Genomic DNA, 11,533 nt, shown 5'->3' on the forward strand with positions numbered 1-11,533 from the left:
CCTAACAAAGGCGTTGGACGTGCCTGTGGGTGATGAGGCAGGTGGCGAGGCCGAGGAAGGCTTCATGGATGTCGTCGCGTCGTTCCCAGCGGACGCGTAAGCGGCGGAAGCCGTGGAGCCAGGCGATGGTGCGCTCCACCACCCACCGGAAAGTTCCCAGGCCGGAGCCGTGCTCGACGCCTCGTTCGGCGATGACTGGGCGGATACCGCGCTGCCACAGCAGGCGCCGGTACTTGTCGTGGTCGTAGGCGCGGTCGGCGAGCAGGGCATCGGGTCTGCGTCTGGGTCGGCCGACGACTCCCGCGACGGCCGGAATCTTGTCGATCAGGGGCAGGAGCTGGGTGACGTCGTTGCGGTTCCCGCCGGTCAGCGACACCGCGAGCGGGATGCCCTGGGCGTCGGTGACGACGTGGTGTTTGCTGCCCGGCCGCGCGCGATCGACCGGGCTGGGTCCGCTTTTGGGCCCCGCCGGGCCGCCCGCACGTGCGAGGAGTCGATCACCGCCCGCGACCAGTCCAGCTGCTTTGCTGCCCGCAGCTGTTTCAGCAGCACCAGGTGCAGTTGATCCCACACGCCGGCTTCGTTCCACGCGGCCAGGCGCCGCCAGCAGGTCATGCCCGAGCCGAAGCCCAACTCCTGGGGCAGGTACTCCCATTGGATGCCGGTGTGCAGCACGAACAGGATCCCGCACAAGGCCTGCCGGTCCGGCACCCTTGGTCTACCCTCGACCAGCTTGGGTCCCGGCTCGGGCAGCAACGGCTCGATGAGCGACCACAGTTCATCCGACACGATCCACGGCCGCGACTGACGTTTCCCCACGCTTGGACCAACGACTGTCCAAGCCGAAGGTCACATGATCAACAACTTCTGTTAGGACCTCTTAGCGGAACCACTCATTCAGGCCCCAGGGACACAGGCGTGGCATCGCGGTGAACGCCGCCGGAACAGCAGTTCCGGACCAGCCGGACGATCTTCACGCTCCGGATCACCGTTCGAGGTGTCCGGCGCCGTGATGATCGTCGACTGCGGCCGGACGAGACGCGAGGGCCGTCAGTCCCCGGACACGGGGATCAAGACGCGGAAGGCGTCCACCGAGCGGGGTACGGCCACCCGCGGCCCCAGAACAAGGGCTTCGGCAGCACGGTCGGCCCGACCCGGTCCCCGCGCCGGGCCGACCGTGCCTGCTCCTGCTCCTGCTCCTGCTCCTGCTGCTGCTGCTGCTCCAGGTTCTGCTCCAGGTTCTGGTTCTGGTTCTGCCGAGCCTTCGCCCGCGGCCGACGCGACGGGAGGAGCCGTGTGTCCAGCCTCCGCGTCAGCGCGCGGAGCCCGCCTTCCACTGGTCCCACGGCATGTTCCAGCCGTTGAGGCCGTTGTCGGGGGCGATCGTCCGGTCGGCGGAGTTCCGGACCACGACCACGTCGCCGATGAGGGAGTTGTCGAAGAACCAGGCGCCGTCCTGGTGGGAGTCGTTGCCGCCCTTGACGTCGTTGAGTCCGACACAGCCGTGGCTGATGTTGGTGTGCCCGAACACCGAGTCGGCGCCCCAGTAGTTGCCGTGGACGAACGTGCCCGAGGTGGACAGGCGCATGGCGTGCGGGACGTCGGGGATGTCGTACTGGCCGGCGAACCCGACCGTGGCTCCGTCCATCCGGGTGCTGGTCAGCTTCTCCGATATCACCATCCGGCCGTTCCACGTGGTCGAGTTCGGGGCTCCCGCCGTGATGGGCAACGTCCGCAGCGGCGTGCCGTCTCGGACGACCGTCATCCGGTGCGTGGAGGCGTCCGCGGTGGAGACCTGACTGCGGCCCACGGTGAAGCGGACCGTCCTGTCCTGTTCGCCGTACGCGCCCTCGGCACCCTTTACTCCGTCGAGGCGGATTCCGACGGTGATGACGGAGTGGGCCTTCCAGTACCGCTGCGGACGGAAGTCGAGGCGGCGCGCGCCGAACCAGTGGCCGACGACGGTCTGGCCACTGCTGGAGCCGACCTCGATGGCCGACTCCACGGCCTTCCTGTCGGTGATCGCCTTGTCGAAAGTGAGCGACACGGGCATCCCCACACCGACCGTGGAGCCGTTGCCCGGGGTGATCGTTCCGGTGAAGCGGTCGGACGCGGCGACCGTGGTGAACGCGATCTCCTTCGTCGCCCTGCGGCCCCCGGCTCCCGCGGCCACCACCGTCAACCGGTAGGCGGTGTCATGGTCGAGGAGGGCATCGGGCGCCCAGGCTCTGCCACTCGAGGAGACGGCGCCGTGGACGACGCGGCCGTTCGCGGTGGCCAGGGACACCTTGGTGATCTTCCCGGCCGCGACCGTGACACGGCCACCGCGCCTGACGGAGACGTGCTTCTGTCCGTCGGCGGCGTTCAGGCGTATGCGGGGGGTGTCCGGGGCTCCGGCCATGACGGGGGACGCCTGTGCACGGTCGCTGTCGCCTCCGGGTCCGGTGCCGCAGCCGGCCAGCAGGCAGGCTGAGATCGACAGGACGGCAAGGGCCGCGGCCGGGCGGGTGTGGTGCATGGGAGCTCCGTCTTTCGCGTCGGGTGGTGTGTCCCACTCCGGGGAACCGGTGCCGGTTCGGACGGCACGGTGCCGACGCGGCGCGGCGTGATGGCGCAGGACCGCGCGCGAGGAACTCACGGTCGCGGCGGGACACGGATCCAACATGGCGTGCGAATATCAGGAAGTTGTCAGGCTGCGGCAAGGCCCGCACACGGTCCCGCGGGACGGTGACGGGACCAGGGAAAGCCGGCGGTCACGCCGATCCCGAGCCCCGCCGCCGTCCGCGGGAACAAGTCCTCAGCGCGACGGCTGGGGAAAGACCACCCGAAGCCTCTGGACTCGTCCGTCACGGCGGAACATGAGCCAGGCCAGGGTCGACGGGCAGGGGTTCAGGGCGCCCACGGGGTTGGTGACATCCATCTCCCAGATGGTGATGGAGCGACTGGCCACCACATGACGCACGTGCTGACGCACTCCGGCTTCCAACGTCCGACGCATGACCGGGGTGGGATGGGTCCGTTCTCCCTGCGGGTTGAGGATGCCGACCAGTTCGGTCCCAGCCGGCCACAACTCGGATATCTCCCGGGACAGGGGGCCGCGCTCGGACGCCTGGAGGGTCGCCACGGCCTCGTGGCGGCTCTCCTCGGTGAGCGAGGAAGCGTCGTCGTGCGCTTCGGTGGCGGTCGACAACAGGACCTGGGCCATGTGCTGTTCCGAAGTCGCCCGGTGACCCGACGCCGACTAGATGCGTGGCGAGCCTGGAAGTTCGAACCTTGGGGTGTGATGCCCGTCACAGCCCTCCTGTCGGGTTCGGCATCACGGCGGCGCTGTCCCCGCACGATCCGGGCCGGCCCGTGCTCACGGCGCGTGTGCTCCGCTGGTCCCTGTGGGGCCTTCACCGCAGTGGACTGCGCGTGTCACATGGACTCCGCGCCGGACCGCGAAGGTGTCCACTGACCGGTGGCATCCGTTCACGGGGGCGGGCGCCGGGCCGAGGCAATGGAGTCGCTGCGGAACCGGAAGTTCCGTAGATTCACCCGGTGACCTACGACATCACGTTCGTGCGGGTGCGACAGGGCCTGACGCTTCACGAGACGCTCGACCGCCTCCACGCCGGCTCCGATCCCGATGCCGACCCGCCAGAGCTCCGCCTCACCGGCACACAACGGGCCGTGTGGGGCCGCATCGTGGACCGGGTCTCGCGGGAGATCGGATCCGTCGAGTCCGAGGAGTACCCGTACAGCCTGACTTTCGAGACGGTCGGTCCACCGGGACGCGTGCAGTTCGACTACTACGGGGACACGGCCAACATCGAGGTCGCCTACCGCCACTTGGGGCCGGCGGCACCCGAGATGATGAATCTGGTCTATCGGATCGCTCGCATCGTCGAGGAGGAAAGCGGCCTGACCGGCTACGACTTCGAGGTGGACCAGCCCACCCGAACCGGCGACCCCGCCAGAGCCGCCGCCCGGCTGAGCGGCGTCTCCGACTGGGCGCGGCATCACCTGAGTTAGCGTTCGTGGTCTCGTGGGCGAAGGGCGGCGGGGCGCCGCCCGGCTGCGCCTTCGGTGCGCCGGTCCGACGTACTTCGGCGGCCGGCCGCCAGACCGTCCGCCGCCGTTCAGTCCTGAGGGACGCCCCGGACGATTCGGCCGACGACCTCCGCGGCCCGCTCCGGCTGCCCCTCGAACCAGCTGCCCAGGTACTCCCGGACGGCCTCCCCGACACAGACCCGCACGTCGGGGTTGCCCAGCAACCCGCGCGTGGCGCCGAGGAATTCGAGTCGGTCGAGCTTCACCGACACGACCGCCGTGAGACCCGCGCCGACCCGGTCGGCGCGGAGATCGGGGTCCGCTGCCGCCAGCAGCCCCCGTTCCCGTGCGTACGCGGTGACCGCGGCCGCCACGCGGTCTCGGAAGCCGTCCACGTGCGTGCCACCCTGGGCAGTGGCCAGGCTGTTGGCGAAGCCGCGCATCCGCTCCTCGCGGCAGCCGTTCCACAGCAGGGCCGCCTCCATCGTCCCCGCCATCCGCGGGTCCTCCCGCTCGAAGCCGATGACGTTCGGGTGGAGAGCCGCCCCCGCCTCCGCGTCGAGGGCGGCCACGAAGTCCCGCACTCCGTCAGGGAAGCGGAACAGCACCGCTCGGGCCTCGCCTGCCGGGCGTTCGTCGGTCAGGGAGATCCTCAGGCCCCGGTCGAGAAAGGCCACCTGCCGGAAACGCTCCGCCAGCACGGGGAACGAGCACCGCGCCGTCCCGAAGATCTCGGCGTCGGGCCAGAAGGCGATGGTCGTGCCGTTTCCCGGCACCGGCTCCACGACGGCGGGTGGGGCGACCGCGACACCGCGCGCGTACTCGTGCGTCCGGCGGGCCCTCGCCCCGTACCTCGGCACCGCTGTAGCGAGCCAAGTGTGGATCCTCCAGGCGGAGTTGTGTGCTCATCGGAACTGCCGCCATCCGTGTGGAAGTCGCACGGTCCTTGAGTGGTTGCCGCCGCTTCGCGGGCGTGGCGTGTCGCCCGACGGTGTTCCTCTTTCCTACATTCCGGCCGACGGGCCGTCGGTGGACCGTCGTGGCTTCGGCCTCCCCGGGCGTGACTCCGCCCGGTCGCTCGGCTTCCCTGGGAGTGATGTGCCCCGGTCCCGTATCCGCTCCTCGTCGGCCTGGCTCGCCGCCGGCCTGCTCCTGACCTCCGGCTGGTCGGCCGGCTGCGGGAGCCGGGCACCGACCGGCCCGTCCCGCTCCACCCTCCAGCCCGCGCCGAGGGAAGCCCACAGTTCCGCGCCCGGCCCTCGACTGCAGGACCCGCCGGAGCTGGTCAGCCGCAAAGGCCTCCTGAAGGCCGCCATCACGGTCGAGCGCCGCAAGGTGCAGGTGGGTGACCGTCAGCTGTACGCCACCACGTACAACGGCGCCTACATGCCGCCCACCTTGCGCGTACGGCCCGGCGACCGCATCGACCTCACCATGACCAATCGCATCGACGAGGACACCAACCTGCACACGCACGGTCTCCACGTCTCGCCGCGCGCCCCCGCCGACGACATCTTCATCGCCATCAAGTACAACCACTCGTATCACTACTCGTACAAGCTGCCGTCCAACCACCCGACCGGCACCTACTGGTACCACTCGCACGCGGACATGATGTCCGCACCGCAGGTAGCAGGCGGTGAGTCGGGCGTCATCATCGTCGACGGCCTGCAGAAGTACCTGCCCCCGGCGCTGCGCGGCATCACCGAGCACACGATCGCGCTCAAGGACTTCCAGGTCCATGGCGATTCGGTGAAGACCCATCCCCTTCACATCGGGGCGGCCACCAACCGCACCGTCAACGGCCAGCGGAACCCGGTGATCAACATCCGGCCGGGTGAGACCCAGCTCTGGCGGCTCGCCAACATCGGAGCCAACATCTACTACAAGCTCCACCTCCCGGGCACCCGCTTCCGCGTGATCGCCCAGGACGGCATCCCCGTACCCAAGGCATACGACCAGGACACTCTGGTCATCGCGGCCGGCGCGCGCTTCGACGTGCTCGTCCAGGGTGGCCGACCCGGCACCACCCGGCTGGAGACCCTCCCGTACGACACCGGCTCGGCCGGAAACAAATTCCCCCGAGCCGACCTGGCCACCGTCGTCAGCGGCGGCACCGCCATGAGCCGCGCCGCCCTCCCGACCGGCTTCGCCCCGCACGAGGACCTCAGCAACGCGACGATCGCGGCCCGCAAGACCGTCGTCTACACGGAGAACGGGGCGGGCACGAAGTTCTACATCAACGGCCGGATGTACAACCCGCAGCGGGTCGACTTCACTTCCGCCCTCGGCAGCGTCGAGGAGTGGACCATCCGCAACCGCGCGAAGGAAGACCATTCCTTCCACATCCACACCAACGACTTTCAGCTGATGAGTATCGACGGGAAACCGCACGACCCTTCCCACGGCTGGTACGACACCATCAACGTGCCCGCGCTCGGCGAGGCGGTCATCCGCATCCATTTCACCGACTTCACCGGCAGGACGGTGCTGCACTGCCACATCCTCAACCACGAGGACATGGGCATGATGGCCGTCCTGGACATCGTCGAGCCGAACCAGAATCCCCCTGGCACGTGATCCCGTCCCCAGGGCCTGGGTGTCGCCGGACCTGGGGACGAGCGGAACGGACGGCACCTGACCGCCACTGCTCCGGCGGCGCCCGGAGATTTCCCGCCGCGTGAGGGGCGTTCAGGTGACCGTGCCCAATGCCGCGCTGACGCTCGCGATGATCGCTCCGCCTATCGCGTTGGAGATCAAGGAGCGCAGGAAGCCGGTGTCGCGGGCTGCGCCCGCTGGAGGAGGAACGATCGCTCGTCGTGGTGCCCGGTGGGGCGCGACAGGGTGAGGGCGGTCATGGCACGACCTCCGTACTGATCATGATCCCTCGACAACTGCACCGAGGCCGAGGTCGACGAGATGGTCGCAGCGGCGGGACCGTTGGAGCTCGACGTCCACTGGTACGCGGCCCCGCGCGGACTGCCGGCCTCCAAGCTGTGCGGCGTACAGCTGTGCGTCAACAGCGCCTGGACCAAGCAGTGTTCCGAGCCCGCGCCAGGAAACCACGCCGTCCATCTCTCCATCGGCACGAGGAACCGGGACGTCCAGGACGACTGGCTACGGGCTACCGGCCTGAGCCTCGGCCCGGCACAGACGGGCTGGTAGTGACCGGCCATCGGTACGCGTGGACGGTCGGGCGGATCCTCGGGTCCCGGCGCGTGTGAACGTTGCCCGATACGACCGCAAACACACGTTCACCTCCACTCGGCCATGCGTGGGCTTTGCCTCCGGTTCCCCCTCCGTACGCCTCCGATTGCTTCCATCGAGGAATGGACCACATCACGTTCCTCGTGGCGGTCGTCATCGTCACGGCTCTGGCCTTCGATTTCACCAACGGTTTCCACGACACGGCGAACGCGATGGCCACGTCCATCGCGACCGGGGCACTCAAACCGAAAACAGCGGTCCTCATCAGCGGCGTGCTGAACATCGGAGGAGCGTTCCTGTCCACCGAGGTCGCCAAGACGATCTCCGGCGGGATCGTCGACGACACCCTCGTCACTCCGGGCATGATCTTCGCCGGCCTGGTCGGGGCGATTCTGTGGAATCTGCTGACCTGGCTGCTCGGGCTTCCCTCCAGTTCCTCGCACGCTCTCTTCGGCGGCCTCATCGGCGCGGTGTGGGTCGGCGCGGGTCAGCAGGGCGTGCACTTCGACAAGGTGCTCGAGAAGATCCTGATCCCCGCAGTGGCGTCGCCGCTCGTGGCGGGTGTCGCCGCGCTGCTGGCCACCTACCTCGCGTACCGGATCACCGCCCGGGCCCGTGAGAAGTCGGTGACGAAGGGCTTCCGGCTCGGGCAGATCGCCTCGGCCTCGCTGGTGTCGCTGGCGCACGGCACGAACGACGCGCAGAAGACGATGGGCGTCATCACGCTGACGCTGATCTCGGCGGGCGCGCTGGGCCATGACGCGGGTCCGCCGGTCTGGGTCATCGCGTCCGCGGGCCTGGCCATCGGGCTCGGCACCTACCTGGGCGGCTGGCGCATCATCCGGACGATGGGCAAGGGGCTCACCGACATCCAGTCCCCGCAGGGCTTCGCGGCCGAGGCGGCCTCCACGACGGTGATCCTCACATCCGCCCACCTGGGGTTCGCGCTCTCCACCACGCAGGTCTGCTCCGGTGGCATTCTCGGGGCGGGGCTCGGGAGGCGGCTGGCCGAGGTGCGCTGGGGCACCGCGGGCCGCATGGCGGTCGCCTGGCTGGTCACACTGCCGGCCGCCGCGCTGGTCGGCGGGGTGTCGGCGAGCGTCGTGAAGCACGGCGGGACCTTTGGCACCGTGGTCATCGCGCTCGTCGCGGCGGCCGTCGCCGCGTTCATCGTCGTCGCCTCCCGCCGCAACCCCGTACACGCCTCGAACGTCAACGACCACCACGAGGTCTCCGTCCGTACCGCGACGCCGACCGGCGTCGGTACGTCCGCCTGAGCCTAGGAGAGTCCCGGACATGCATCTCGACTGGACCGCACTCGGTGAAGTCGCCGCGGTGAGCACAGGAGTCACCGTGGCAGTGGTCGTCGTCTTCGCCCTCGGCGTGCTGGGCATCGCCCGGGTCGAGGGCACGCGTGACAGCGGCGGCGGCAGCGACGCCCTGGGGTTCGCCCAGGCCGGCCTCTGTTTCCTGGCCTGCGCGGCCGTGGTGGCGTACGGCATATATCTGATCGTGCCGCAGTTCCACTGACACAGCGGGAAGAACCTGAGTGGTGGGAAACGCGAAGCACGGAAAGAGGAGGGCCGGATGACGGAACTGCTGGCTGGCATGCAGGTCGACTACTCCGACCACGACGACCCCGTACTGATCCGGCCGGACGGCAGCCCGGTCGACACGTGGCGGGAGAACTACCCGTACGAGCAGCGCATGGAGCGCAAGGAGTACGACTGGCACAAGCGGCTCCAGCAGATAGAGCTGCTGAAGCTGCAGAGCTGGATCAAGGAGACCGGCCGGCGGCTCGTCATCGTCTTCGAGGGACGTGACGCGGCCGGCAAGGGCGGCACGATCAAGCGCTTCACCGAGCATCTGAACCCGCGCGGGGCTCGGGTGGTGGCGCTGGAGAAGCCGACGGAGCGGGAGCGCGGGCAGTGGTACTTCCAGCGGTACGTGGAGCATCTGCCGACCGCGGGCGAGATCGTGATGTTCGACCGGTCCTGGTACAACAGGGCGGGTGTGGAGCGCGTGATGGGTTTCTGCACCGACGACGAGTACCGGCGCTTCATGCGGCAGGCGCCCGCCTTCGAGCGGATGCTCGTCGACGACGGCGTGGACCTGGTCAAGTTCTGGTTCTCGGTCTCCCAGAGTGAGCAGCGCACCCGGTTCACGATCCGGCAGGTCGATCCGGTGCGGCAGTGGAAGCTGAGCCCCATGGACCTGGCCTCGCTGGACCTCTGGGACGACTACACGGCGGCCAAGGTCGCCATGTTCCGCGAGACGGACACCGAGCAGGCGCCCTGGACCGTGGTGAAGAGCAACGACAAGAAGCGGGCCCGCGTCGAGGCCATGCGCAGCGTGCTGGCCCGCTTCGCCTACGCCGACAAGGACGAGGAGGTCGTCGGCAGCCCCGACCCCAGCATCGTGGGCGCGGCGGCGAACCTGCTGGAGGAGGGCGAGGACGACGCGGTGGCCGTCGGCGGCCCCGCGGCGTCCTGACATCCACCGCCGTACGCCGACCGGGCCGAGTCCCCGCCGGCGTACGTCCACTCGTCGCGTCGGACGACCGGTAAGGGGCTCACCGCGCGGCTCGTCGGCCGGCCGGCCGCGCCTCGACGGTTCATGAGGAGCCCCCGACGGTCGTCGCGGGACTGACTCAGGACATCAACAGCATGGTGGCTTCCCTCAGCTGATCGTGGGCCGCCACCAGGGCGAGAGCCCGCTTCGGGGGTGGTACGTCGGTGTGACAGGCCGCGCGCAGCAAGTACTCGGCGAGCACCACGTGCCACTCCCAGGCCCGCTCGGGCTCCGCGGCGTCCGGGCACAGCGTGTGCAGATGCGTGACCAGCCATGACAAGGCCGTCAGGGCGGCGGCGGTGCCCGTGGTGTCCGGTTCGGCGGGTGGGGTGCGGCTGCCCAGTCGCGCCGCCAGAGCACGCCAGGCGGCGAACCGGGTGAAGAACATCGATTCCACGCCCGCGTCGATCGACCGCATCAGCAGGTCCACGCCGAACCGGGCCGCGTCCGCTGCCCAGTTGAGCCGACCGAACGCGCTGGTGTCGATGAGCACCGGCGTCGGATGCCGGCCCAGGCAGATCAGTACGTTGCCTCCGTGCAGATCGCCGTGGGCGTACGTCGTCACGGTCGGCCGGGTCAGCTCGCTCAGCGGTACGCCCAGTGGTCTGCCCTCCTCCAGGAACGACCGCAGCTCCCGGGTCAGGTCCCTCACGTCGGACAGGCCGCCCCCGTCCGGGCGCCTCAGCGCGGGCGAGAACTCCTCCAGCGCCTGGAGTACCAACCGGCGGCGCAGGGACGGGAACCGGAGCAACTCCACCAGCGGGACAGCGCTCTCCCGGTTCTCGGTGTGCGGCGTGCGCAGCCCCTCCCAGAACAGTTTGAACATCACGTCCTCGACGTCCGGCTTCGGCGGCTCCGCCGCGAGCCAGGCGCGCAGCGTCCTCGCGTTCTCGGGCAGCGGAGCGCCGAGCGCGTACCAGCCGTTGACCGGGCCCACCGGTCGTTCGGGCCGCTGCCTGATCAACAGCAGCGCGGGGAACACCTTCGCCGCCCGGGCGTTCTGCTCCGCCTCGTGCGCCAGCGCCTCCTCGTCGCGGGAGGCCTTCAGGACATGCCGCAGCACCGGACTGCCCGGTGAGATCGCCGCGACCGAGCACACCACCGCTCCCGAGGCGCCCGGCGTGAGATGTGCCAGTCGCATCGTCGCCGTCTCCGCGCCCTCAGCCTCCAGGACGCGGCTGTAGAGCTGGGACAACGTCGGCGCGCCGACCTCGTCGACGATGGACTGGACCGCCGGGTCGTCGGCGTCCGCCTCCACCTGGATCGCGCGCACCGTCCCGTTGTTGAGGAGATGCTCGCGCACGGCCCGGACGACGGCTGCCGGACTGTTGTCCAGCGATCCCTGGGTGAACTCGTAGCGCCGGAAGACGTGGTGCGCCCCGGAGCGGCGCGCCTGGTCGAACAGGTCGGGCCGTGTGTCGTCACCGGAGCTGACGGCGATGATGTACGTTCGCGGCGATCGCTCCTTCGCCTCGGCGATCAGTTCAAGGCCACGCGGCTCCGGCAGGTCCGGCAGGTCCTCCCGCGCGAACAGCAGGTCGACGAGGACGACGTCGTAGGGCCGGTCCGCGTCCCGGATCAGTTCGTGGCCACGGTCCGGCTCGGTGGCCGAGTCCCACAGGACGTCCCAGCCGATCTTTGCGAAGTGCGTCTGGAGGCGGGCCTTGGACCGCCGCTGGTTGCGCTCCTCGTCATCGATGATGAGCCCTCTGATCTCCTGCAT

At 69.5% G+C, this 11,533-nt stretch carries 12 protein-coding genes; 6 read left to right on the forward strand and 6 right to left on the reverse strand.

The features are described 5' to 3' along the window. Position 1: 1 nt before the first annotated feature. The 4 genes from OHB41_RS44415 to OHB41_RS44430 form a co-directional block, all read right to left on the reverse strand. Positions 2-792 (reverse strand): IS5 family transposase gene (locus OHB41_RS44415; protein WP_526025073.1). Its coding sequence is split into 2 segments (ribosomal slippage): positions 2-468 and positions 468-792, totalling 792 coding nucleotides; the frame shifts between segments, so codons are not numbered across the junction. A 278-nt stretch (positions 793-1,070) separates the two neighbouring features. Continuing rightward, complete coding sequence (locus tag OHB41_RS44420) at positions 1,071-1,346, reverse strand: hypothetical protein (protein ID WP_266707154.1); 276 nt, start codon at positions 1,344-1,346, stop codon at positions 1,071-1,073. After that, positions 1,313-2,518: a L,D-transpeptidase gene (locus OHB41_RS44425; RefSeq protein WP_266707155.1), complete on the reverse strand. Its 1,206-nt coding sequence runs from the start codon at positions 2,516-2,518 to the stop codon at positions 1,313-1,315. Before OHB41_RS44425 ends, OHB41_RS44420 begins: the two co-directional genes overlap by 34 nt. A gap of 279 nt (positions 2,519-2,797) precedes the next feature. Then, positions 2,798-3,205, reverse strand: coding sequence for a hypothetical protein (locus OHB41_RS44430; protein ID WP_266707156.1), 408 nt, complete (start codon positions 3,203-3,205; stop codon positions 2,798-2,800). Positions 3,206-3,540: 335 nt separating this feature from the next. On the opposite strand from OHB41_RS44430, the gene OHB41_RS44435 reads away from it, so the two are divergent. Continuing rightward, entirely contained in the window at positions 3,541-4,014 is a 474-nt protein-coding gene (locus OHB41_RS44435) for a hypothetical protein (RefSeq protein ID WP_266707157.1), read from the forward strand. Positions 4,015-4,121: 107 nt separating this feature from the next. On the opposite strand, the gene OHB41_RS44440 is transcribed toward OHB41_RS44435, so the two are convergent. Then, entirely contained in the window at positions 4,122-4,892 is a 771-nt protein-coding gene (locus tag OHB41_RS44440; RefSeq protein ID WP_266707158.1) for a DNA topoisomerase subunit B, read from the reverse strand. 238 nt (positions 4,893-5,130) lie between these two features. Here OHB41_RS44440 and OHB41_RS44445 point away from each other — a divergent pair, with 238 nt between their 5' ends. From OHB41_RS44445 to ppk2, 5 genes are all read left to right on the forward strand, one after another. Then, the gene (locus tag OHB41_RS44445) at positions 5,131-6,612 is read left to right on the forward strand and encodes a multicopper oxidase family protein (RefSeq protein WP_266707160.1); all 1,482 of its coding nucleotides are present in this window, start codon (positions 5,131-5,133) and stop codon (positions 6,610-6,612) included. A 339-nt stretch (positions 6,613-6,951) separates the two neighbouring features. Continuing rightward, the gene (locus OHB41_RS44450) at positions 6,952-7,197 is read left to right on the forward strand and encodes a hypothetical protein (protein ID WP_266707162.1); all 246 of its coding nucleotides are present in this window, start codon (positions 6,952-6,954) and stop codon (positions 7,195-7,197) included. 164 nt (positions 7,198-7,361) lie between these two features. Further along, entirely contained in the window at positions 7,362-8,516 is a 1,155-nt protein-coding gene (locus tag OHB41_RS44455) for an inorganic phosphate transporter (protein ID WP_266707164.1), read from the forward strand. A 19-nt stretch (positions 8,517-8,535) separates the two neighbouring features. Then, entirely contained in the window at positions 8,536-8,769 is a 234-nt protein-coding gene (locus tag OHB41_RS44460; RefSeq protein WP_266707166.1) for a hypothetical protein, read from the forward strand. A gap of 57 nt (positions 8,770-8,826) precedes the next feature. Beyond that, the gene (ppk2, locus tag OHB41_RS44465; RefSeq protein WP_266707168.1) at positions 8,827-9,732 is read left to right on the forward strand and encodes a polyphosphate kinase 2; all 906 of its coding nucleotides are present in this window, start codon (positions 8,827-8,829) and stop codon (positions 9,730-9,732) included. Positions 9,733-9,889: 157 nt separating this feature from the next. On the opposite strand, the gene OHB41_RS44470 is transcribed toward ppk2, so the two are convergent. Then, the gene (locus OHB41_RS44470) at positions 9,890-11,533 is read right to left on the reverse strand and encodes a response regulator (RefSeq protein ID WP_266707170.1); all 1,644 of its coding nucleotides are present in this window, start codon (positions 11,531-11,533) and stop codon (positions 9,890-9,892) included.

Source organism: Streptomyces sp. NBC_01571 (assembly GCF_026339875.1).
Classification (GTDB): domain Bacteria; phylum Actinomycetota; class Actinomycetes; order Streptomycetales; family Streptomycetaceae; genus Streptomyces.

What these genes read in the sequence shown, in the direction of transcription:
- OHB41_RS44425 (WP_266707155.1), bottom strand. Translation starts at nt 2,518, where the DNA reads ATGCACCACACCCGCCCGGCCGCGGCCCTTGCCGTCCTGTCGATCTCA.
- OHB41_RS44430 (WP_266707156.1), bottom strand. Translation starts at nt 3,205, where the DNA reads ATGGCCCAGGTCCTGTTGTCGACCGCCACCGAAGCGCACGACGACGCT.
- OHB41_RS44450 (WP_266707162.1), top strand. Translation starts at nt 6,952, where the DNA reads ATGGTCGCAGCGGCGGGACCGTTGGAGCTCGACGTCCACTGGTACGCG.
- OHB41_RS44455 (WP_266707164.1), top strand. Translation starts at nt 7,362, where the DNA reads ATGGACCACATCACGTTCCTCGTGGCGGTCGTCATCGTCACGGCTCTG.
- OHB41_RS44460 (WP_266707166.1), top strand. Translation starts at nt 8,536, where the DNA reads ATGCATCTCGACTGGACCGCACTCGGTGAAGTCGCCGCGGTGAGCACA.
- ppk2 (WP_266707168.1), top strand. Translation starts at nt 8,827, where the DNA reads ATGACGGAACTGCTGGCTGGCATGCAGGTCGACTACTCCGACCACGAC.
- OHB41_RS44470 (WP_266707170.1), bottom strand. Translation starts at nt 11,533, where the DNA reads ATGCAGGAGATCAGAGGGCTCATCATCGATGACGAGGAGCGCAACCAG.